This window comes from Thioclava arctica, assembly GCF_040892615.1.
GTDB lineage: Bacteria > Pseudomonadota > Alphaproteobacteria > Rhodobacterales > Rhodobacteraceae > Thioclava > Thioclava arctica.
This window is the reverse complement of sequence record NZ_JBFRYC010000010.1, coordinates 1-22,050: the sequence shown is the minus strand read 5'-3', so window position 1 is coordinate 22,050 and position 22,050 is coordinate 1. Positions and strand designations below refer to the sequence as shown.

22 protein-coding genes and 1 other RNA gene are annotated in these 22,050 nt (G+C 63.1%); 3 read left to right on the top strand and 20 right to left on the bottom strand.

From position 1 onward, the window contains the following. Nucleotides 1-16: 16 nt before the first annotated feature. From queG to ffs, 7 genes are all read right to left on the bottom strand, one after another. Nucleotides 17-1,045 carry a tRNA epoxyqueuosine(34) reductase QueG gene (queG, locus tag AB4874_RS14725; RefSeq protein ID WP_368392553.1) on the bottom strand — a complete coding sequence of 343 codons (1,029 nt, stop codon included), beginning with the start codon at nucleotides 1,043-1,045 and terminating at the stop codon, nucleotides 17-19. 63 nt (nucleotides 1,046-1,108) lie between these two features. After that, nucleotides 1,109-1,774, bottom strand: a complete 666-nt coding sequence (gene fzlA, locus AB4874_RS14720; RefSeq protein ID WP_295533566.1) for an FtsZ-binding protein FzlA — start codon at nucleotides 1,772-1,774, stop codon at nucleotides 1,109-1,111. Between the two features lie 150 nt (nucleotides 1,775-1,924). Then, nucleotides 1,925-2,524, bottom strand: coding sequence for a recombination mediator RecR (recR, locus tag AB4874_RS14715; protein WP_368392552.1), 600 nt, complete (start codon nucleotides 2,522-2,524; stop codon nucleotides 1,925-1,927). Nucleotides 2,525-2,540: 16 nt separating this feature from the next. Then, nucleotides 2,541-2,885: a YbaB/EbfC family nucleoid-associated protein gene (locus AB4874_RS14710; protein WP_295533570.1), complete on the bottom strand. Its 345-nt coding sequence runs from the start codon at nucleotides 2,883-2,885 to the stop codon at nucleotides 2,541-2,543. 70 nt (nucleotides 2,886-2,955) lie between these two features. Continuing rightward, a complete protein-coding gene (locus AB4874_RS14705) occupies nucleotides 2,956-4,689 on the bottom strand; it encodes a DNA polymerase III subunit gamma/tau (protein WP_438273486.1) in 1,734 nt (577 codons plus the stop codon). Nucleotides 4,690-4,752: 63 nt separating this feature from the next. Next, nucleotides 4,753-5,664 (bottom strand): MBL fold metallo-hydrolase, encoded by a 912-nt coding sequence (locus tag AB4874_RS14700; RefSeq protein ID WP_368392550.1) that lies wholly within the window; start codon nucleotides 5,662-5,664, stop codon nucleotides 4,753-4,755. A 73-nt stretch (nucleotides 5,665-5,737) separates the two neighbouring features. Further along, an RNA gene (gene ffs, locus AB4874_RS14695) (signal recognition particle sRNA small type) lies at nucleotides 5,738-5,834 on the bottom strand. Between the two features lie 121 nt (nucleotides 5,835-5,955). On the opposite strand from ffs, the gene AB4874_RS14690 reads away from it, so the two are divergent. Continuing rightward, the gene (locus tag AB4874_RS14690) at nucleotides 5,956-7,038 is read left to right on the top strand and encodes a PQQ-dependent sugar dehydrogenase (protein WP_368392549.1); all 1,083 of its coding nucleotides are present in this window, start codon (nucleotides 5,956-5,958) and stop codon (nucleotides 7,036-7,038) included. 95 nt (nucleotides 7,039-7,133) lie between these two features. On the opposite strand, the gene AB4874_RS14685 is transcribed toward AB4874_RS14690, so the two are convergent. The 11 genes from AB4874_RS14685 to hutI all read right to left on the bottom strand — a co-directional run bounded on the left by AB4874_RS14685 (nucleotide 7,134) and on the right by hutI (nucleotide 18,312). Beyond that, nucleotides 7,134-7,928 (bottom strand): amino acid ABC transporter ATP-binding protein, encoded by a 795-nt coding sequence (locus AB4874_RS14685; protein WP_368392548.1) that lies wholly within the window; start codon nucleotides 7,926-7,928, stop codon nucleotides 7,134-7,136. A gap of 3 nt (nucleotides 7,929-7,931) precedes the next feature. Beyond that, nucleotides 7,932-8,591, bottom strand: a complete 660-nt coding sequence (locus AB4874_RS14680) for an amino acid ABC transporter permease (protein WP_295533580.1) — start codon at nucleotides 8,589-8,591, stop codon at nucleotides 7,932-7,934. Next, nucleotides 8,591-9,238: an amino acid ABC transporter permease gene (locus tag AB4874_RS14675; RefSeq protein ID WP_368392547.1), complete on the bottom strand. Its 648-nt coding sequence runs from the start codon at nucleotides 9,236-9,238 to the stop codon at nucleotides 8,591-8,593. Before AB4874_RS14675 ends, AB4874_RS14680 begins: the two co-directional genes overlap by 1 nt. Before the next feature lie 67 nt (nucleotides 9,239-9,305). After that, complete coding sequence (locus AB4874_RS14670; RefSeq protein ID WP_295533584.1) at nucleotides 9,306-10,118, bottom strand: transporter substrate-binding domain-containing protein; 813 nt, start codon at nucleotides 10,116-10,118, stop codon at nucleotides 9,306-9,308. Between the two features lie 99 nt (nucleotides 10,119-10,217). After that, the gene (locus AB4874_RS14665; RefSeq protein WP_368392546.1) at nucleotides 10,218-10,772 is read right to left on the bottom strand and encodes a HutD/Ves family protein; all 555 of its coding nucleotides are present in this window, start codon (nucleotides 10,770-10,772) and stop codon (nucleotides 10,218-10,220) included. Continuing rightward, complete coding sequence (gene hutU / locus AB4874_RS14660) at nucleotides 10,769-12,463, bottom strand: urocanate hydratase (protein WP_368392545.1); 1,695 nt, start codon at nucleotides 12,461-12,463, stop codon at nucleotides 10,769-10,771. Before hutU ends, AB4874_RS14665 begins: the two co-directional genes overlap by 4 nt. A gap of 21 nt (nucleotides 12,464-12,484) precedes the next feature. Then, on the bottom strand, nucleotides 12,485-13,627 hold the full coding sequence (locus AB4874_RS14655; protein ID WP_368392544.1) for an acyl-CoA dehydrogenase family protein: 1,143 nt from the start codon (nucleotides 13,625-13,627) through the stop codon (nucleotides 12,485-12,487). After that, a complete protein-coding gene (locus AB4874_RS14650) occupies nucleotides 13,624-14,817 on the bottom strand; it encodes a CaiB/BaiF CoA transferase family protein (RefSeq protein WP_368392543.1) in 1,194 nt (397 codons plus the stop codon). Before AB4874_RS14650 ends, AB4874_RS14655 begins: the two co-directional genes overlap by 4 nt. Next, nucleotides 14,814-15,623 (bottom strand): N-formylglutamate deformylase, encoded by an 810-nt coding sequence (hutG, locus tag AB4874_RS14645; RefSeq protein WP_368392542.1) that lies wholly within the window; start codon nucleotides 15,621-15,623, stop codon nucleotides 14,814-14,816. Before hutG ends, AB4874_RS14650 begins: the two co-directional genes overlap by 4 nt. Further along, nucleotides 15,620-17,140, bottom strand: coding sequence for a histidine ammonia-lyase (gene hutH / locus AB4874_RS14640; RefSeq protein WP_368392541.1), 1,521 nt, complete (start codon nucleotides 17,138-17,140; stop codon nucleotides 15,620-15,622). The genes hutG and hutH overlap by 4 nt, the downstream gene beginning before the upstream one ends. Next, nucleotides 17,134-18,312: an imidazolonepropionase gene (hutI, locus tag AB4874_RS14635; protein WP_438273485.1), complete on the bottom strand. Its 1,179-nt coding sequence runs from the start codon at nucleotides 18,310-18,312 to the stop codon at nucleotides 17,134-17,136. Before hutI ends, hutH begins: the two co-directional genes overlap by 7 nt. A 72-nt stretch (nucleotides 18,313-18,384) precedes the next feature. Between hutI and AB4874_RS14630 the strand changes: the two genes are divergently transcribed. Continuing rightward, a complete protein-coding gene (locus AB4874_RS14630) occupies nucleotides 18,385-19,755 on the top strand; it encodes a formimidoylglutamate deiminase (RefSeq protein ID WP_368392540.1) in 1,371 nt (456 codons plus the stop codon). 2 nt (nucleotides 19,756-19,757) lie between these two features. After that, a complete protein-coding gene (hutC, locus tag AB4874_RS14625) occupies nucleotides 19,758-20,468 on the top strand; it encodes a histidine utilization transcriptional repressor HutC (protein WP_368392539.1) in 711 nt (236 codons plus the stop codon). A 295-nt stretch (nucleotides 20,469-20,763) separates the two neighbouring features. Here hutC and maiA read toward each other — a convergent pair whose 3' ends face one another. Continuing rightward, the gene (gene maiA / locus AB4874_RS14620; protein ID WP_368392538.1) at nucleotides 20,764-21,381 is read right to left on the bottom strand and encodes a maleylacetoacetate isomerase; all 618 of its coding nucleotides are present in this window, start codon (nucleotides 21,379-21,381) and stop codon (nucleotides 20,764-20,766) included. Next, nucleotides 21,378-21,839 (bottom strand): MarR family winged helix-turn-helix transcriptional regulator, encoded by a 462-nt coding sequence (locus AB4874_RS14615; RefSeq protein WP_368392537.1) that lies wholly within the window; start codon nucleotides 21,837-21,839, stop codon nucleotides 21,378-21,380. Before AB4874_RS14615 ends, maiA begins: the two co-directional genes overlap by 4 nt. Between the last annotated feature and the right edge of the window lie 211 nt (nucleotides 21,840-22,050).

Sequence of the window (22,050 nt, the reverse complement as noted above, 5' to 3'; positions counted from 1 at the left end):
AGAGCCCGCGCGCATTTTAGTCCCCAAGCTGGGACAGCGCCCAAGACGCGGCCTCGGCCACAGTGGGATTGGTGTCACTGAGATGCGCGCGCACGGCACCAGCCAAGGTGCGATCGTGAGAATTTCCAATCGCATACAGCACATTGCGTAAGAACCGATCGCGCCCGATTCGCTTGATCGGCGAGCCGGAAAACCGCGCGCGAAAGGCAGCGTCATCCAGCGCCGCCAATTCGGCCAAGGGCGGCGCGCCAACCCCGCCATGATAGCGCGCCTCACGTGCGGTGGCCGCGAACTTGTTCCACGGGCAGGCGGCAAGACAATCGTCGCAGCCATAAATCCGGTTACCCATCTTGGCGCGCAATTCCAGATCAATCGGCCCGCTATGCTCAATCGTCAGATAGGAAATGCAGCGCCGCGCATCAAGCTGGAACGGCGCAGGAAATGCCTGCGTCGGGCAGATATCCAGACAGGCGGTGCACTGGCCACAATGCTCGGTTTCCGGCGTATCGGGGGCGAACTCCAGCGTGGTGAAAATCGCGCCGAGGAAAAACCAGTTGCCCAGATCGCGCGCCAACAGATTGGTGTGCTTGCCCTGCCAGCCCAAACCCGCCGCCTGCGCCAAGGGCTTTTCCATCACCGGGGCGGTATCGACAAAGACCTTGATCTCCCCCTCGGGCGCTTGTTCCAGCAACCAGCGCCCGACCCGTTTCAGCCGCTTCTTCACCAGATCATGATAATCGCGCCCCTGCGCATAGGCGGAAATTACCCCCTGATCGCGCTGCTCTAACAGCGCCAGCGGGTCATAGTCAGGCGTATAGCTCTCGGCCAACATCAGAACCGAGCGCGCCTGCGGCCACAGCGCCGCCGGATCGCCCCGCCACGCGCGCCGTTCCTCCATCCAGCCCATCTGGCCGTGCATCCCTGCGCCGACAAACGCCTCAAGCCGCGCCGCCGCCTGCGGGATCGCATCGGGCCGCGTCACGCGCGCCTTGGAAAACCCTTCCTCAAGCGCTTTGGCCACCAGCCGTGATTTCAAATCCTCCACGGCCTCTTCCTCTTGATAAAAATATCCCGGGGGTCTGGGGGCAGCGCCCCCAGCCTGAGCGTCTTAGAAATCCAGCTCGCCATATTGCGGCGCGGGCGGCATGCCCGACAGTTGATCGGCCAGAAGCGAGCGGAAGGCCGGGCGCGATTTGATCTTCGCGTACCAATCCTTCACCGCCTCGGATCGGTTCCAGTCCACATCCGAGATGTAATCGAGACAGCTCAGATGGGCGGCGGCGGCGAAATCGGCCAGCGTCATCACATCGCCCGCCAGCCAACGGCGCTGATCGAGCAGCCAGCCCATGTAATCGAGGTGAAATTTGATCGCCGAGAGGCCCGATTTCACAGCCTTACTGTCGGGATAGCCCTCTTTGCGGACCTTTTTCCAGACCCGTTCGCCCATCACCTTGCTGGTCACTTCGGCGTTGAATTTATCGTCAAACCACGCGCACAGACGGCGCACCTCGTAGCGCCCGGTCGCATCGCGCGGCATTAAAGGGGCCTCGGGGTAGCGCTCGTCGATATATTCGCAGATCGCCTGACTTTCGGCCATCACCATGCCGTCCATCTTGAGCACCGGCACTTTGCCCGCCGGGTTGCGGCGCAGGAAATCGGCCTGCTGCTCCCAATAGCGTTCTTCGACCAGTTCGACCTCAAGCTTCTTTTCAGCCAGCGTCAGGCGAACCTTGCGACAATAGGGGGATAGCGCAACATGATAGAGGCGGATCATCGGTGGCGGTCTCGCATCTCGTTTCGGGATGCCTCCCTGATAGCGAGGCCCGCGCGCAGGTTCAATGGGGCGGAGCATCACACGGGCGCGCTCGCGCTTGGCAGGCGGGGCCTCCGGCGGGAGTATTTAGGGCTAGATGAAAGGGGGTGATCAGAACGCTTTGCGGGCGCGCAATGCGGCCTGAATCGTGCCATCGTCAAGGTAGTCCAGCTCGCCCCCGATGGGCACGCCTTGCGCGAGGCTGGTGACGGCCACCCCCATCGGTTCGAGCGCCTCGGCGATGTAATGGGCGGTGGTTTGACCCTCGACCGTGGCGTTGAGTGCAAGGATGACTTCGCGGATTCCCTCGGATTGAATGCGCGCGATCAGGTCGGGGATGCGTAGCTCTTCGGGGCCGATGGCATCGAGCGCAGACAGTGTGCCGCCCAGCACATGGTAGCGTCCCTTGAAGGCGTGACCGCGCTCCATTGCCCAGAGATCAGCAACATCCTCGATCACGCAAAGTTCGCCGATGGCGCGGCGCTCGTCCTCGCAGATCGCGCAGACCGGTTGGCCCGAGATATTGCCGCAGCGCGCACATTCGCGGGCGTTGCGTGCGACATCGGCCATCACTTCGGCCAGCGGGGCCATCAGTTGCGCGCGCTTGGAGATCAGGTGCAGCACCGCGCGGCGTGCCGAGCGCGGCCCAAGGCCGGGCAGACGCGCCATCAGCGCGATAAGCCCCTCGATGTCGTCGCGCCCTTGGGTCATGGGGTGCGCCGTCCGATCAACCGGGAAGTTCCATATTTTCGGGCAGGCCCATCTCGCGCAGCAGGCGGCGTTGCTCTTCGCTCTCGCGCTCTTTGGCTTTGGCTTGGGTGTCTTTGATGGCGGCGAGGATCAGGTCTTCGACGACTTCCTTTTCCGAAGCTTGCAGGATCGAGGGATCGATCGACAGCCCCGTCAGCTCGCCCTTGGCGGTGGCGCGTGCCTGCACCAGACCGGCACCGGCCTCGCCGATGACGACGATGGAATTCAGCTCGGATTGCAGCTGCGCCATCTTTTCCTGCATTTCCTTGGCGGCCTTCATCATCTTGGCCATATCGCCCATCGCGCCCAGTCCCTTGAACATCGCTGTCTCCTGTTAGATCGTTTTGTCTCAGATACGCATGGGCAGGGCTGTGAACAAGGTTCCGCCGGGCTTAGCTATCTTCGAACGGGTCCCATTCGTCATCAACCTCGGGCAGGGCCTCGGTGGCGATTTCGGCGTTGAGGGCTGCGGCATCGGTGATCTCGTCAAATTTGGCCTGCGGGAAAACCTCAAAAATCGCGGCGACAAGCGGGTTATGCATCGCCTCGGCCTTGGCCTGATCCATCTGCGCGGTTTTCACCTCGGCGATGGTATCCGCCCCCCCCTCAGACACCACCGAGACGCCCCAGCGTTCGCCCGTCCAAACTTGAAGCCGTGCGGCCAAGGTCGCGGCGAGATCGCGTGAGGCGCGCTCGGTCGGTTGAAACTCGATCCGGCCGGGGCGGTACTGCACGAGGCGCAGGTTGCTTTCGACTTCGAGCAGCAGCGTCATGTCGCGCATCCGCGCGATCAAATCGACCACATCGTCAAAGCTGGCAAAGTGCGCCAGCGCGTCGGGGGCCTCAGCCGGGCTTGCCTGCGCCACAGCTACTGCCCCACCGCCCGCGCGCCGGGCCCGCAGGGTTGCGCCATGCACCGGGCTGGTCGAGGGCGCAGCCCCGCGCCCGGCGGCTTGGGTGTTCGCCCCGGGGCCTTGCTGGATCTTGCGGATCAGCGTGTCGGGATCGGGCAGATCGGAGACATGCGTCATGCGGATCAGCGCCATCTCGGTGGCCATCATCGTGTTGGGCGCGCCCGCGACTTCCTCGATGGATTTCAGCAACATCTGCCATAGCCGCGTCAGCACCCGCATCGGGATTGCGCCAGCCATTTCCTGCCCGCGCTTGCGCTCGTCCGGGGGCACGGTCGGGTCTTCGGCGGCTTCGGGTGTGACCTTGATCACCGACACCCAATGGGTGATTTCGGCCAAGTCGCGCAGGATCGCCATCGGGTCAGCGCCATCGGCATATTGCGCGGATAGTTCGGTCAGCGCCTCGGCAGCTTGACCGTGCAAGATCATGTCAAACAGATCGAGCACCCGGCCGCGATCGGCCAGCCCCAGCATCGCGCGCACCTGCTCGGCGGTGGTTTCGCCCGCGCCATGCGCAATCGCCTGATCGAGCAGCGACATCGCATCGCGCACCGACCCTTCGGCCGCGCGCGTAATTAACGCCAATGCGTCTTGCGCGATCTGCGCGCTTTCAAGTTCGGCAATTTTGCGCAGGTGATCCATCATCACCTCGGGCTCGATCCGGCGCAGATCAAAGCGCTGGCAGCGCGACAGAACCGTCACCGGAACCTTGCGAATTTCGGTCGTGGCGAAGATGAATTTCACATGCGCGGGCGGTTCTTCGAGCGTCTTCAAAAGCGCGTTGAAGGCGCTTGTCGACAGCATGTGAACTTCGTCGATGATATAGACTTTGTAGCGCGCCGAAGCCGCCCGGTAATGCACCGACTCGATGATTTCACGAATATCGCCAACCCCGGTGCGCGAGGCGGCGTCCATCTCCATCACATCGACATGACGCCCCTCGGCGATGGCAATGCAATTCTCGCATTGATCGCAGGGCTCGGTCGTCGGGGTGCCCTTGCCATCCGGGCCGATGCAGTTCAGCCCCTTGGCGATGATGCGCGCGGTGGTGGTTTTGCCGGTGCCGCGAATGCCCGTCATGATAAAGGCCTGCGCGATGCGATCCGCAGCAAACGCGTTTTTCAACGTGCGCACCATCGGTTCCTGACCGATCAGATCGGCAAAGGTCGCGGGGCGGTATTTGCGCGCGAGGACCTGGTATTGAGTTTCGCTCATCGGGGCTCCGGCCTGTGGTTTTGGCGTTAGACTATGCGCCACCGCGTGTGAGGTCCAGCCGGGTCATTCCCATTCCATCTGCGAAAACACGGCCTGCGCGTTGCGTTTGGCCAGCATGTCGAAATCTTGCAGATAGCTGAACGCGGATTGGTCCACCTCGACCGAGCCGATAATCTCGCCGCCGCCCTCGATATAGGTGGCCATCTCGGTGCGCAGGTTGGTTAGGTAATCGTAGGTATCATGGCGCGCGGTGGCCAGTTCGGTGGCGGGGCCGTGACCGGGCACGACCACCTTGGGGTTATGGGCGGCCATGTCATCAAAGGCCGCGACCCAGCCTTTTGACGATGACATGTCCAACACACCCAGAATACGCCCGACAAAAACAATATCGCCGGTGAACATCACAGATTGCGCGGGTAGCCAGACATAGCTGTCGCCCGGGGTGTGAGCGGGGCCGGGATGGGTGATCTCGATCTCGCGCCCGCCAAGGGTCAAGCTGTGGTGTTCGTCAAAGCTGATATCGGCATAGGCGGGCGTGGTTCCCGCCAGCGCCGCCTTGCCCATCAGCGCGTCAAGCACCGTCAATTCCATTGAGCCGCGCGCCTTCTGATCGGCCACCGCATCATCCGAGGCGATCACCTGCGCGCCCTGCGCCTGCCAATAGCTATTGCCCAGCCAGCGATGATCCTGCCCGCCGGTATTGATGACATATGTCACCGGCTGATCGGTCAGTGTCTTGATGACCTCATCCAGCGCCTGCGCGCCTTTGAACGAGGCCCCCGCATCCACCAGCACCGCGCCGGCATCGGTCACGATCAACCCAAACGTCGCGTTATTGCCAAGGTTCTCGGCGTCGCGCTGCCCGAACGGGCCCTGAATGGCGTAAGTGCCGGGGGCAACTTCGGTGCTGTGCAGGGTTTGCGCCGCCAGCGGCAGCGGCATCAGGGCCAGCAAGGCCAGAACGAAACGCTTCATATGTCTCTCCCTTTGGCGCGAAACTATCCGCGCGCAGCCTTGGCTCGCAAGTGTCATGATGAAGCAGGGAAAGGGTGAGAGGCTGGACAGCGACCCAAGCGGGGCTCGTTGCGGCTGCTTCCTTCCGGATCTGACCGGGTTGGCGAGGCGCTCGCCCGCGCCAACCTCTCACGGGGGGATATAGGGGTAGGCGCGCGGATTCGCAACCCGTTTGAGCAGCGCGAAATTTGGTGCCTTGGGGTGGTTCACGGCGCTGCGCGCCCCCATCTCTTTATACTCAGGAGGTGCCATATGCGAACTTGTTTGACCGCCGTGATCCTTGCTCTGGGGCTTGGCCAGCCGCTACTCGCGCAGAATGTGGGCGAAAAACCCGCCAGCCGCGATGCACCCTTTACGCTGCAAGCAGTCGCGCGCCTGCAAAACCCGTGGGCGATTGCGCCGCTGCCGGGGGGCGATGTGCTGGTGAGCGGCAAAGCGGGCCGGATGTGGCGTGTCGGCCAAGGTGGCATGAGCGAACTCAAAGGGCTGCCGAAGGTGCAGTATAGCGGCCAGAACGGGATGCTCGATGTCGCCATCGCACCCGATTTCGCGCAAACGCAGGCGGTCTATATCACCTATGTCTCACCGCAAAACGCACTGGTTCTGGCGCGCGGCACGCTGCGCGCGGATCGGCTGGAGGGGATCAAGACGCTTTGGCAGCAGACCCCCGGCGGGCGCGGTCAACCCGGTGGGATCATCGCCTTTGGGCCTGATGGAATGCTCTATCTCAGCGTCGGTGACCGGATGCAGCCCGACACCGCGCAAGCCCCCGACGATCCACGCGGCAAAATTCTGCGCCTCACCCGCGAGGGCAAAGCCGCCCCCGGCAATCCGCAGTATGATGCGGGTGGTGTGCGCGCGCAGACGTGGTCCGAGGGCCATCGCAATGCCTATGGCCTCGCCTTCAGCCCCGACGGCACGCTGTGGGAGCATGAAATGGGCCCGCGCGGTGGCGATGAGTTGAACGAGATCAAACCGGGTCTCAACTATGGCTGGCCGCTGGTGTCAAACGGGCGGCATTATTCCGGCCTGCCAATCCCCGATCACGATACGCGTCCCGATCTGGCTGCGCCGAAACTCTGGTGGTCGCCTGTGATCGCACCGGCGGGTCTGGCGATTTACGAAGGACAAGATTTTCCGTCATGGGATGGCGATATGCTGATCGGCGGTCTGGCGGGGCAGGGGCTTGCGCTGGTGGCGGGCGATGGGTCGGATCAACTGGCGCGCTGGGATCTGGGGATGCGCGTGCGCGACGTGGCGGTCGGTGCCCAAGGGCAGGTCTGGATCATTGAGGATAGCGATGATGGGCAGCTTTATCGGCTGGTCCCGAAATAAGCCCTGCTTATTTGCGCATCGCGTAGGGCCCGTGCCTATCGCGGGAAAGGGGCTGCAATGCGGCCCCCCGTCACATGAAATCGACGAAGCCCTTCTTAGAAATCAAGCGAATTGCGTTCGCGATAACCTTGCAGAAAGCTTGCGAGACGCGGGTCGGAGGGGGCGTCGAACACGTCACGTGGCGAGCCAACGGCGACGATCTCACCGCGTTCCATGAACACGACACGGTCCGCGACATGGGCGGCAAACCCCATCTCATGGGTGACCACGACCATCGTCATGCCTTCGGCGGCAAGCTGTTTCATAACGCCCAGAACCTCACCCACGAGTTCGGGGTCAAGTGCGCTTGTCGGCTCGTCAAACAGCATGATGCGCGGCTCCATCGCGATGGCGCGCGCGATGGCTACACGCTGTTGCTGCCCGCCCGACAGGTGGCTGGGATGGTTGCCTTCCTTGTCGCCCAGCCCGACCTTGGTAAGCGCCTCGCGCGCGCGTGTTTCGGCTTGCGCGCGCGACAGACCGCGCACGCGCTCCAGCCCTTCGGCGACGTTCTGCAACGCGGTCATATGGGGCCAGAGGTTGAACTGCTGAAACACCATCCCGATCTCGCGGCGCATTTCGCGCAGGCGGCGCGGCGCCATACGTTTGCCACCGGGCGTCTCATAGCCGATCAACTGATCATCGATGCGCACCTCGCCGCTGTCGTAATCCTCAAGCACATTGATACAGCGCAAAAGCGTGGATTTACCCGACCCGGATGGGCCGATCAGACAGGTTACCTTGCCCGGTGGGATGTCGAGCGAAACGTCTTTGAGGGCCTGAAACGGGCCGTAGAATTTGTTGACGTTACGCAGATAGGCGGCTGCGGGTGCCGCTGGCTGATGGGTCATATTTCAGCTCCGATCAATTAGGTAATGGGTGAAACGGCGTTCAAGACGACGTCCGATCCGCGAGATCGCCTCGACGAAGCCCCAGAAGAACAGCGCAAGGATCAGGATCGGGGTGACGAAGGCGAAGGTTTCGCTCATCATCGTCTGGGTCTGGAACATGATCTCGGGGACGGTGATCATCGACAGGATGACGGTTTCCTTGGTCAGGATGATCGCGAAATTCACCAGCGCCGGAAGGGCCGAGACCATCATTACCGGCACCATTATGCGCGAAACGATGGTGGAGTTGCGAAAGCCAATCGCGCGCGCGGCCTCGATCTGGCCCAGTGGCACCGCGTCAAAGCCCGCGCGCAGGATCTCGGTGAAATAGGCGCTGCCGTAGATCGTCAATCCAAGGATGCCCGCAGGCAGCGCATCCAGCCGCAGCCCGATCAGCGGCCCGCCGTAATAAAGCACGAATAACTGAACCAGAAAGGGCGTGCCGCGAATGAACTCCACATAGGCGCGGATCGGATAACCAAGCGCGCGGGGGCCAAACCGGCGTGCGATTTCGATCAAAAAGCCCAGCACAAAACCGAAAGCCGTGCCCAGCAGCCAACTGAAAATGGTCAATCCGAACCCGGTCAGCAAATCAGGGCCGTAGCGGTGCAGCGTCTCCAGCATCAGACGGCGAGCCTCCGTTCAAGAACGCGCCCGACCTGCGCGATGACAAGGTTGATCGCGAGGTAGATGAACGCAGCCGCGAGGTAGATTTCGAGGGGGCGAAAGGTTGCAGCGGCGATGGATTGGCTCATCCGTGTGATCTCGACAATGCCGACCACGGTGACCAGCGAGCTGGCCTTCACAAGCAAGATCAACTCATTGACGATGGCGGGTAAGCCGATCTTGAGCGCCTGTGGCAGCAGGATTCGCACCCAGACATCCAGCGGCGCCATTCCGATCGCGGCGGCGGCTTCGGCCTGACCTTTGGGAATTGCGTTGAGCGAGCCGCGCAGTACTTCTGACAGATAGGCCGCGGCACAAAACCCCACGGTCAGGACCGCCGCGACAAGGGCCGGCACGTTCAGCCCGATCACCGGCAGCAGGTAGTAGGCCACAAGCAATTGGATCAGCAGCGGCACGCCGCGAAAGAAGCTGACATAAAGTGCTGCGGCCCGGCGCAGCCATATTTTATGCGAGAGGGCTGCGGCACAGATAACGGCCCCAAGGATGAGCCCTTCAAGACAGCCAAGCACCGAGATCAGCAGCGTATAGCGCGCCGAGCCGATCAACACTGGCAAATTATCTATGATCGTCTGGAATGAGAACATGGCCACACCCTGATTGTGGACGAGAAAATGGCGCGGGCCGGAATGGCTTCGGCCCGCGCAAGCTGTCTTAGAGTTTGGGCATCATCTGGGGCAAAGCGGTTGCCGCACCGAACCATTTCTCTTGCAGGGTCTTCATCCGTCCATCCGCCTCGATCTTCTTGAGGGCGTCATTCACCGCCGCGACCAATGTGTCACCCTCACCCTTGCGGGCGACATAGCCGAAATAGGTCGGCGTGCCGAAGGGCGGGTTCACGACGGCGAAATCGTCGGGGCGCTTCTTGGCAAGGTAGTTGAGTAGCGGCGCAGAGCCTGCAACCGCGTCAAGCCGTCCGGTCATCAGATCGGCATAGGCCTCGTCATTGGTTCCGTATTCCTTGATGGTGAAGCCGCCGATCTTGGCGCTGTAGGCATCAAGCTGCTTTTGCTGGGCCGTGCCTTTTTGCACGCCAACGGTCAGGCCCTTGGCATCCTCGGGCTTCGTCATCTTGCCACCCTTGCGCTGCACGAAGGTCACGGTCGCATCCGCGATCGGCAGGGTAAAGCTGTAGCGATCGGCGCGTTCGGCCGTCATCGTCACCGGGGCGAGCACGAAGTCGAATTTCTTCACTTCAAGACCGGGCAGGATCGAGGTCCAGGGCAGGTCTTCATAGACCGGGGCGACGCCCATTTCCTTGGCGATCTCATCAAACAGATCCCGGTCAAAGCCAACGTAATTGCCGTTCTCGAGCATGTCGAAAGGCGCGTAATGCATCTCGGTCGCAGCGACGATCTTGCCAGCGGCCTTGATGTCGGCAAGGTCATCGGCCAGTGCACCCGACGCGGTGATGGCCAGCGCGCCCAGACCGAAAAGGGCGGATTTCAGTGTCGTGGAAAACATCATGTCTTCTCTCCTGTTGGTGGGGCTTTGGGGCTCCGGCGCTGCGCCCCGATGGGCACCGGATAGTTGAACTGGCACCGGGTGACCCGCCACCAGAAAAGTTCATGTAAGGGCCCTCACACTCACGGAAATCATCGGGCCATCGGCACGAAGGTTGCCCGTCAGATCGTCTTGCGGATCAGGCAGTAAAACCTCGTCCGGGTGCAATATGAAATCTCCGATCTTGACGGGATGCGTGCGTGTCACAAGGGCTATGGTGTCGCTGGGCACGGCTTGGCCAGCGGCCAGCATCTCGACCCGGTGCACGCAGGCGCCGCGCCGGGTCATAATGTTGAAATCCAGTATCGGCCCATCGGTCAGATGCGCGTTCAGGGCCGCCTCGCCCGGAAAGGACAGGGGCGGTGCGCTGGCATCAAGTGTCACCGATCCGCCCTGCGCGAAGCTCAGCGTCATCCCGGCCCCCGACAGAACCGTCAAGGTGCGATCAATGCCCGCAAATGCCGAGAACGCGCCGTCGCTTGCGACCTCGGCCATGCTCAGCCGCCACACCATATCGTCAAAGCCCGCCCCTTCGGGAAAGGCGGCAATCTCCCAAGTCAGACCGCCCCCGTTCTTCCAGGGCGTGGCCGTCAGATCGCTGCGGCGGAGTCGTTTCATTTCAGGATGCCCGGCAGATCGAGACCATGTTCGATTGCGCAATCGCGCGCGATCTCATAGCCCGCATCGGCATGGCGCATCACGCCGGTGGCCGGGTCGTTCCACAGTACCCGCTTGAGGCGACGGTCGGCATCTTCGGTGCCATCGCAACAGATCACCATGCCCGAATGCTGCGAGAATCCCATCCCGACGCCGCCGCCGTGATGCAGCGACACCCAAGTCGCGCCCGAGGCGGTATTGAGCAGCGCGTTCAGCAAGGGCCAGTCGGACACCGCATCCGAGCCATCCTTCATCGCTTCGGTCTCACGGTTGGGCGAAGCGACCGAGCCGCTATCAAGGTGATCGCGCCCGATCACGACGGGGGCTTTCAGCTCGCCATTGCGCACCATCTCGTTGATTGCCAGACCCGCCTTGTGGCGCTCGCCAAGCCCGATCCACATGATCCGCGCGGGCAGCCCCTGAAAGGCGATGCGCTCGCGTGCCATGTCAAGCCAACGATGCAATTGCACGTTCTCGGGGAAGATCTCCTTCATCCGCTGGTCGGTCTTGTAGATATCTTCGGGATCGCCCGACAGCGCCGCCCAGCGGAACGGGCCAACGCCGCGGCAGAACAGCGGGCGGATATAGGCGGGCACGAAACCGGGGAAAGCAAACGCGTTTTCCAACCCCTCTTCCTGCGCCATCTGGCGGATGTTGTTGCCATAATCGAGCGTGGGTACGCCCGCATTCCAAAAGCCCACCATCGCCTCAACATGATCGCGCATTGAGGCGCGGGCGGCGGCAGCGACCCCGGCGGGATTGCTCTCCTGCTCGGCGCGCCATTGCGCAACGGTCCAGCCCTTGGGCAGATAGCCGTGGAAGGGATCATGCGCCGAGGTCTGGTCGGTTACCATGTCGGGGCGCCCATTGGGCAGCGCCTCGCCCGCCTGCATCCGGCGCAGGATTTCGGGGAAGATGTCAGCGGCATTGCCGATCAGCGCGACCGATTTTGCCTCGCCCGCCGCCGTCCAACGCCCGATCATCGCCAGCGCCTCGTCCAGAGAATGAGTTTTTTCATCGCAATAGCGCGTGCGGATACGGAAATCGGCGCGGGTTTCGTCGCATTCCACAGCCAGACAGCATGCGCCTGCCATCACCGCCGCCAGCGGCTGCGCACCGCCCATGCCGCCAAGCCCCCCGGTCAGAATCCAGCGCCCTGTCAGATCGCCATCGTAATGCTGACGCCCGGCTTCAGCGAAGGTTTCATAGGTGCCCTGAACGATGCCCTGCGCGCCGATATAAATCCACGAGCCCGCGGTCATCTGGCCATACATCGCCAGACCCTTCTTATCGAGCTCGTTGAAATGGTCCCAAGTCGCCCAATGCGGCACGAGGTTGGAATTGGCGATCAGCACACGCGGCGCATCCGCGTGGGTCTGAAAAATACCCACTGGCTTGCCCGATTGCACCAGCAGCGTCTGGTCGGATTCAAGCTTGCGCAGCGAGTCACAGATCAGGTCGAAATCTTCCCAAGTGCGTGCCGCGCGTCCGATGCCGCCATAGACCACCAGCTCATGTGGGTTCTCGGCCACATCGGGGTGGAGGTTGTTCATCAACATGCGCAGCGGCGCTTCGGTCAGCCAGCTTTTGGCGGTGATCTCGGTGCCGGTCGCGGGGTAGATGTCGCGGGTATTGTGACGCGGGTTGGTCATCAAATCGGTCCTTTCAGCATGTCAGGCGAGCAGGCGGCCCGCGATGATGTTGCGTTGAATTTCAGAGGAGCCCTCGTAGATGCGCATGATGCGCAGATCGCGAAGGTGACGTTCCAGCGGGAAGTCCTGCGTAAAGCCGTAGCCGCCATGGATTTGCAGCGCGTTATCGGCGATGCGCCCGGCAGCTTCGGAGGCAAACAGCTTGGCTTTCGAGGCGGCGGTGGTGAAACGCTGTCCGGCCTGACGCTGGCGCGCGGCCTCATGGCCGAGCAGTTCAGCGGCGGACAGTTCGGTTGCCATATCCGCCAGCATCCACTGGATGCCCTGACGGTTGGACAACGGTTCGCCGCCGATGATGCGCGACTTGGCCCAGTCGCGCGCGGCGCTTAGTGCGGCGCGGGCAATCCCCACGGCCATTGCGGCCACTTCGGTGCGCCCGTTATCGAGCACTTTCATCGCGGTGCGAAACCCGGTGCCCTGCGCGCCGACACGGTTTGCATCGGGCACCACGACGTCGATATCAAGCTCCCAGACATGGCCGCCGCGCAGCCCCATCGTCTGCTCGACCCGCCCCGGCACAAGGCCCGGCGTGCCTTTTTCGATCACGAAAGCCGAGATGCCGCGATGGCCTGCCTCTGGGTCGGTGACGCAGTAAGTCACGATGAAATCGGCCACGCCGCCATTCGAGATGAAACACTTCTTGCCCTTGATGCGCCAATCCGCGCCCTCGCGCGTGGCCTTGGTGCGCATGTCGGCGGGGTCCGAGCCCGCATTGGGCTCGGTCAGCCCAAAGGCGCCCAGCATCCGACCCTCGGCAGCAGCAGGCAGAAACCGCTCGCGCAAGTCATCATCGGCCCCGATCAGCAGGCTATCGTTGGCCAAGTAATGCGCCGTCAGCGCCGAGACGGTCGAGCCACAGCCCCCCGCGACGCACGCCACCGCTTCGAACAGCGCATGGGCGGAAATATCGGCCCCGCCCCAACGCTCGGGCAGGTTGGCCCCCATCATCCCCGTCTCGGCCAGCGCGGCAAGCTGGGCATGCACGAAGGCGCCGGACGCATCGGTGGCGGCGGCCTGCGGGACAAGCACGTCGGCGCTAAAGCGGTCGAGCATATCAAGGAACTGGCGCTCTTCGGGGCTGAGAAGATGATCGAAATCGCTCATGGCGTGGGGTCCTTGATAACGCCGGCTGCGATGAGCTGCGTGATTTGCGCGCCGCTTAACCCGGCCTCTTGCAGGATGTCGCGGGTCGCGCCGCCAAGCGCGGGGGCGCCGGTCTCTGCCAGCAGCGCCTTGCCATCAAAGCGGATGGGCTGACCGACGACCGGGGATTTCCCCAGCCGGTGATGGGGCAGATCGGTAACCAGCGCGCGGGCGGCGGCGTGATCGGAGGCGAGTTGCTGGGCGAGGGTCAGGATCGGCGCGGTCGGCACGCGGGCCTCTGCGAGCGCGGCAACGACGGCTTGCGTCGGCTGCGTCCTGCTCCAGCCCTCGATCAGCGTGCGCAGCGCAGGTTCGTTTTGCGTGCGACACTCGTCACTGGCAAAGCGCGGATCGCCCGCGGCGTCGGGCGCGCCGATCACGTGGCACAAGGCCGCGAATTGGCGCGCGCCCAGCACGGCGATGATCGCGTACCCATCGGCAGTGCGAAAGGCCCCGAACGGCGTAGACAGCGGATGGCGGTTGCCGACACGCGCCACGGGGCTGTCGGAATAAAGGTGGATCGCGTGGCTGGTGGGCAGCATCGCCACAAGGCAGTCAAGCATCGCAACATCCAGCGCCGCCCCTTGCCCGGTTTTCCCGCGTCCGACCAGAGCCGCCAGAATCGCGATCACGGCATAAAGCCCCGCTGCGACATCGCCCAAGGCTTCGCCAACTTTCAGCGGCCCGCCGCCGTCTTCGCCCGTCGCATCCATCCAACCCGACATCGCTTGGGCGACAAGATCATAGGCAGGTAGTTGCGCCGCCGGACCCTCTTGGCCAAAGCCCGAGATCGCGCAATAGACAAGGGCCGGATTGTCAGCGCGCAAGGCGTCTGCACCAAGACCCAGTCGGGCCGCCACGCCGGGGCGGAAATTCTCGACCACGACATCGCATTGGCCAGCGAGTTGACGCGCAAGCGCCTGACCCTCTGCGGATTTAAGGTCGATCACGATCGAGCTTTTGCCGCGATTGGTCAGCGCAAATAGCGCCGATTCCCCGTCGCGAAACGGGCCGATATGGCGGTAATCATCGCCTTGGGGCGGTTCGAGTTTGATGATCTTCGCGCCCAGATCGGCCAGCAACGCGGTGGCGAACGGCCCCGACAGCACGCGGGTCAGATCAAGGATGCGCAGACCTTCGAGCGGCCTCATGCGCGCAGCTCCGGGGCGAGGCTTTCCAGCGCGCGCAGGATTTCGCCCAGATGCGGGCGCAGGCGCGCGGCCTTTTCGGCGCTAATCTCCCATGGCGGGGCTTCGGCGGTGAGATGGGTGGATTGCGCCAGCTCCATCTGGATCGCATGCACGCCTTCGTTGGGCTGGCCGTAATGGCGCGTGGTCCAGCCGCCTTTGAACCGCCCGTTCACGACATGATCGAACCCTTGCGCGCGCGCGCAGATCGCGGCGGTCGTGGTCTCGATCTGGGGGGCGCAACTGGTGCCATTCGCCGTGCCGATATTGAAATCGGGCAGCTTGCCGTCGAACAGGAAGGGAATATGCGAGCGGATCGAGTGACAATCATACAGGATCGCCACGCTGTGACGCGCCCGCACCCGCGCGATTTCGGCGCGCAGAGCAGCGTGATAGGGCGCGTGGAACTGCGCGAGGCGCATCTCGATCTCGGCGGCGTCGGGTTCGGCGCGCCAGATCGGTGTGCCGTCGAAGTCGGTCAGCGGCACCAGCCCCGTCGTGTTTTGACCGGGATAAAGGCTGTCATTTTCAGGGCCGCGATTGGCGTCGATCACATAGCGATGAAACGTGGCGCGCACGGTGGTCGCGCCCGGTAGCAGCCCTGCGTAAAGGTGGTGAATATTCCAATCGGTATCGGCCAGCTCGCGACCGCGATCATTGAGGGCATTGCGCACGCTTTCCGGCAACCAAGTGCCGGTATGGGGCAGGCCCAGAATGATCGGGCTGTCGCCTTGTTCGATCTCGACGGGGGCAGGGGCGTTTTGGCTCATGGCGCGATCTCCAGCCCGGCGGCAGTGACAAGCGTCCCGTCTTCGACCAAGGCTTGCGCCCTCTCCAGATCGGGCGCGAGGTAGCGATCCGTCCCCATCGTTGCGACATGAACCCGCAGCGCCTCAATCACCCGCGCAAGCGGGGCCGAGGTGTTCAACGGTGCGCGGAACTCGATTCCCTGCGCACTGCAGATCGCCTCGACACCTAGGATCACCGAGAGGTTGCGCGTCATCAGCCCCAGCCGCCGCGCGCCATGGGCGGCCATGCTGACATGGTCTTCCTGATTGGCGCTGGTGGGTGTGCTGTCGACCGAGCAAGGCGCGGCGAGATGCTTGTTTTCGCTCATCAACGCGGCGGTGGTGACCTCGGCAATCATCAAGCCGCTATTGAGCCCCGGCTGCGGCGTCAGGAACGGCGGCAGGCCAAAGCTGAGCGCAGGATCGACCATCAGCGCAACACGGCGCTGCGCAATCGCGCCGATTTCGGCCACGGCCAGCGCGATCTGATCGGCGGCAAAGGCGACTGGCTCGGCATGGAAATTCCCGCCCGAGACGATGGTGCCATCCGACAGCACAAGCGGGTTATCGGTGACGGCATTGGCTTCGGTAATCAGGGTCTGACCTGCGAAGCGCAGCAGATCAAGCGCGGCCCCCGTGACTTGGGGCTGGCAGCGAATGCAATAGGGGTCTTGCACGCGAGCATCGCCCTCTAGGTGGCTTTCGCGGATCGCACTGCCCTCCAGCAACTCGCGCATTGCGGCGGCCACATCGATCTGGCCGCGATGGCCACGCAGGCTGTGGATTTCTGGATGGGTGGGCGCGGTCGAGCCCATGATCGCATCGGTCGACATCGCTCCGGTGACAATTGCTGTGCGCAGGCAGGTCATTGCGCGAAAGAACCCGACCAGCGCCAGAGCGGTCGAGAATTGCGTGCCGTTGATCAGGGCGAGCCCTTCTTTCGCGCCCAGTGTCACGGGGCTCAACCCGGCAGCGGCCAGCGCCTCTGCGCCGGGGAGACGCTGATCGTTGAAAATCGCCTCGCCTGCGCCGATCATCACCGCGGCCATATGGGCCAGCGGCGCAAGATCGCCCGAGGCCCCAACGCTGCCTTGCTCGGGCACGACGGGGGTCACGCCTTGCGCCAGCATGCTTTCGATCAACGCTACGATTTCGGGGCGCACGCCCGAAGCCCCGCGCCCGAGACTGAGCAACTTGAGCGCCATCATCAGCCGCGTGGTGCGCTCCGACAGCGGCTCCCCGACGCCACAGCAATGCGACAAGATCAGGTTCCGTTGCAGCGTCGCCGTGTCATCGGTCGCGATGCGCACCGAGGCGAGTTTGCCAAATCCGGTATTGACCCCGTAAACCGCCGCGTCGCCTGCCGCCGCTGCTGCAATTCGCCCCGCCGAGGTCGCGATCGCAGGGGCCGTGCGCGGATCAAGCCGCGCCGCGTCATCCGTGCGCCAGAGAGTTTCGAGTTGCTCAAGCGTTGCCTCGCCGGGGATCAGTGTCAGCATTTGCGGCCTCCGAAATAGCGGCTGTGAAGAGGGTTGAAGCCGATGCGATAGGTCAGCTCGGCAGGGTCAGTGACGTCCCACACCGCCAGATCGGCCCGCAGACCCGGCGCAAGGCGGCCGCAATCGGTCAGCCCCAGTGCCTGTGCAGCATTGCAGGTCACGCCGCGCAGACACTCGGTTGGCGTCAGGCGAAACAGGGTCGCGCCCATATTCATCGTCAGCAGTAGCGAGGTGAGGGGCGAGGTGCCGGGATTGCAATCACTGGCCAGTGCCATCGTGCAGCCCGCCGCGCGAAACGCCGCAATCGGCGGCATCTGGGTTTCGCGCAGGGTGTAGAACGCACCGGGCAGCAGCACCGCGACACTTCCCGCAGCCGCCAGCGCCTTGGCATCATCGGCGGTGACATATTCGATGTGATCGGCGGAGAGGCCTTTGCGCGCGACAACCAGTTGCGCGCCGCCCTGATGGGAAAGCTGTTCGGCATGCAACTTGACCGGCAGGCCCAGCTCTTGCGCGACATCAAAGATGCGCGCCATTTGAGCGGCGCTAAAAGCGATGTTCTCGCAAAATCCGTCAACCGCATCCACGAGGCCCTGCGCATGGGCGGCGCGCAAGCCCGCGATCACGACCTCGTCGATATAGGCCTCGGCGCGCCCGGCATATTCGGGGGGCAACGCATGCGCGGCCAGCCACGTCGTCACGATCCGCACCGGGCGCATTTGCGCCAGCCGCCGCGCCGCGCGCAGCATCTTGAGTTCATCCTCCACCGTAAGCCCGTAGCCCGATTTGACCTCGACCACTGCCACGCCTTCGGCCAGCAGCGCATCAAGCCGGGGCAGGGCCAAGGCCACCAGCGCATCTTCACTTGCCGCGCGCGTGGCATTCACTGTTGAAAGGATGCCACCGCCACTTTGGGCGATTTCTTCGTAGCTTGCGCCCTCCAGACGTTTCTCGAATTCGCGCGCCCGGCTGCCGCCATAGACCAGATGCGTATGGCAATCGATCAACGCCGGGGTGATCAGCCGTCCGCCCATATCCTCACCCTCAGCTGCCCCTTCCCCAATTGCCGCGATGCGCCCGTTTTCAATGCTGATCCAGCCATTGAAGGCGCGATTTTCGCTGTCTGCGGTGCAGGGAACGAGGGTGGCATTGGTGAGGGTGATCTGGGTCATGGGCTCGATTCGCGCTTGATTTGAAATTAATATGTATGCACATAATAAACCTGTCAACACGGAGGTTCGATCATGCAAACGATCTGGGCGCGCAGGGCGCTGGTGATGAATTCCTGGGCAGAATCGGTAAGAATTGATCTGAATGAGAATGGCCGGATCGCCGCCGTGACCGCAGGCTCCGACTGCCCTGCGCATGCCAAACGCGTGCAAACGCTTCTGCCCGCGCCCGCCAATCTGCATAGCCACGCCTTTCAACGCGCGATGGCAGGGCTGTCCGAGCGGCGCGGCAGGGATCTGCAAGACAGCTTCTGGACGTGGCGGCAATTGATGTATCGCTTTCTCGACCGTCTGACTCCTGACGACATTCAGGCGATTGCGGCCTTCGTGCAGATGGAGATGCTTGAGGCGGGCTATGCCACCAATGTCGAGTTCCACTACCTGCATCACGCGCCCGACGGTCGCCCCTATGCCGATCTGGCCGAGATGGCCGGGCGGATCGTGGCGGCGGCGGCGCAAACCGGCATTGGGCTGACGCTGTTGCCCGTGCTTTACAGCTATGGCGGGCTGGATCGGCGCGCGCTTGTCGCGGGGCAGGATCGTTTCGGCAATGATCCCGAGCGCTTTGCGCGCCTTGTCGATGGCGCGCGCGCCCATGTCGCGGGGCTTGGGGCCGATAGCGGGCTGGGCGTCGCGCCCCATAGTTTGCGCGCGGTTGATGCGGCGGGGCTTCAGGCAGCGATCTCGCTTGCCGGGACCGCGCCGATCCACATTCACTTGGCCGAGCAGGCGGCCGAGGTTGATGAGGTGATGGCCGCCACCGGGCGTCGCCCCGTCGAATGGCTGCTTGAAAATGCCCCCGTCGATGCGCGCTGGTGTTTGATCCATGCCACCCAAATGCAGCCCGCCGAGACCGAGGCGCTTGCCGCCACGGGCGCGGTTGCCGGGTTGTGCCCGATCACGGAATCGAGCCTTGGCGACGGGATCTTTGACGGCGTGCGCTGGCGCGCGGCGGGGGGCGCGTTCGGGATTGGCTCGGACAGCAATATCCGGATTTCGCTGAGTGAAGAACTGCGCACGCTCGAATATTCGCAACGCCTGCGCGATCACACGCGCGCCGCGCTGGCCGATACGGATCGCTCGACGGGGCGGGTGTTGTTTCAAGGCGCGGTCGAGGGCGGTGCGCAGGCGGCGGGCCGTGCCAGTGGCGCGATTGCCGAGGGTCTTTGGGCGGATTTGCTGGCGCTTGACGATCTGGGGCCGGATGGGCAAGGGAAGGCCGGTGACACCCTGCTGGACACTTGGATTTTTGCGCGCGACGATCATTCGGTGCGCGATGTCTGGTCGGCGGGGCGTCATGTGGTGCAAGATGGACGCCATATTCAACGCGATGCGATCATGCCCGCCTATGCGCGGGTCATGCAACGACTGGGGCAAGAGGTGTGAACGTGACAAAGGGGGATGGGCCCGTCAGTTCGGTCAGTTGGCAGTCGATCCGCGACACGATGATGACGCGAATCCGCGCGCATGATTACGCCCCCGGCGAGCTGATCCCGAACGAGGTCGATCTGGCCACGGAATTCGGCTGCGCGCGTGCCACCGTCAACCGGGCGTTGCGCGATCTGGCGACCTCGGGGTTTTTGGATCGACGGCGCAAGGCGGGCACGCGGGTGCGCGAGGCGCCTCGGCGCAAGGCCACGCTCACCATCCCGCTGACCCGCGCCGAGGTCGAGGCCAGTGGCGCGCGTTATGAATATCGCCTGCTGGAGCGAGGCGTCGAAGCGCCGCCGCCTGCGGTGCGCGGAAAGCTCAAACTTGCGGGCGACGAACGGTTGCTGCACGTCAAGAGCTTGCATCTGGCAGATGACGTGCCGCATATGTTTGAAGACCGTTGGATCGTTCTGGATACTGTGCCTGAAATCGAAGCCGTCGATCTTGCGAAAACCAGCCCCAACGTGTGGCTTGTGCGGCATGCCCCTTACACACATGGCACGATGGAATTCTTGGCCGAAACCGCGGGGGCGCGCGCAAAGCATTTGATTTGCGCCGCCGATGATCCAGTTTTGACGATGCTGCGGGTCACATGGCTTGATGCGTCCCCGATCACATTTGCCAGGCAAACCTTTTCGCCGTCGCACCGGATGCGCCTTGAGTTGTGATTTCGCGGGGCAGGCTGATGAGATTGGCAGCGCGCGCGAGTTGCGCAACCAAGAGGGGCGTCGACTTGGTGGCGGCATGATGCCACCGCCGGATCGTCGCGCGTGCTAAGCTTCGATTGTCTGACGTCCGCGCCTACCCCGGCGGGAACCCGCATCGTTTTGCCCGAAGGTGCGCTTGAGGGGCTTGGAGCCCTCAGCTTTTATGGCGAGGCGCAAATCGGCCCCCCATTTTCTGACGCCAGATTTTGCCTCTGATCCGATTTCTCAGGTCTGCCGGACCAACGGGCCGTTTGACCTAATGGGGCGTCTTGTCGGGATGCGCTTCGGCAAAGGCTGGCAGGGTTTCAAGCTGGCCTGCGATACGGCGAAGTTTGGGCATCGCGCTAAGATCGACCTCCCAGCGCCGGGCATTGTAGATCTGCGGCAAGAGGCACAGATCGGGCAGGGTGACGCGTGCTCCCGCACAATAGGGGCCGTCTTCTACCATCGCCTCGACCGCTTCAAGACCGGGTCCGATAAATGCCTGCATCCAGCCCTTCATCGTGATCGCGCCTTGAGACTGCTCAATAGCGTAATTCGCGACGCGCAGGTTGCAAATGGGGTGGATGTCGATTGCGATGGCCTGAGCGAGGGCACGCAGGCGGGCACGTTCTGACGCGGTGCCGGGCAATAGACCCAGCGCGCGCGTCTCATCAAGATATTCAATGATCGCAAGCGATTGGGTGAAGATCTGACCGTCGATTTCAAGCGCAGGCACCAGCCCTTGCGGGTTGCGCGACAGATGCTCGGCGCTGCGTTGTTCGCCTTTGACAAGGTCGATCGTCACGCTTTCCCATTGCAGCCCCGCCAACCCAAGCGCGATGCGCACACGGTAGCTCGCCGAGGAGCGCCAGTAATCGAAGAGTTGGATCATGCGGTTTTCTCGCTGTTCAATAGCCGCGCCAGCGCGTGGCGAAACCCGTTCAGATCAGCGCCTAGCAAGCCTTCAAGCTGGCGCTGATAGTCAAGCGCGCGTGGTAGCAATCGCGCCATCAGGGCGCGCCCTTGATCCGTCAGGCTGAGCGCCACAAGCCGCCCGTCCACCGGATCGGCGCGCTTTTCCACCAGCCCCGCCGCTTCAAGCCGTGCCGCCGCGCGACTGACCTTGGATTTCTCCATTGAAACGCGCCGTTCGATATCGCGCACCGAGACCCGCCCGCTGTAAGAAAGATGCACCATGACGCGCCATTGCGGGGTGCTTAAACCGGAATCGCGATAGATATCCGCGAGGTCGCGACTGAGTTTCTGGGCCGCTTCTGCCAGCAAGTAGGGCAGGAAGCCATCCAGTTCAAAATCTGGTAAAACAGGTTTTATTTCAATGTTTTGGTCCATTAATCCTGCATCATTTCATGCTATCTGTTGACGTCAGTTGAATATCAAACCTGTTGCAAATGCAACAAATTTCTTGACATCGTTGCGCATGCAACGAAAGATCGCCCCAAGCATCCCGAGGGGAGTCGGGACGATGAGACGGAGGAGTTCAGATGAGTGATCAATCTTTGCCCCAAGGCATGACGCGCGCCAGCGGCGGCACTGGGCCTCA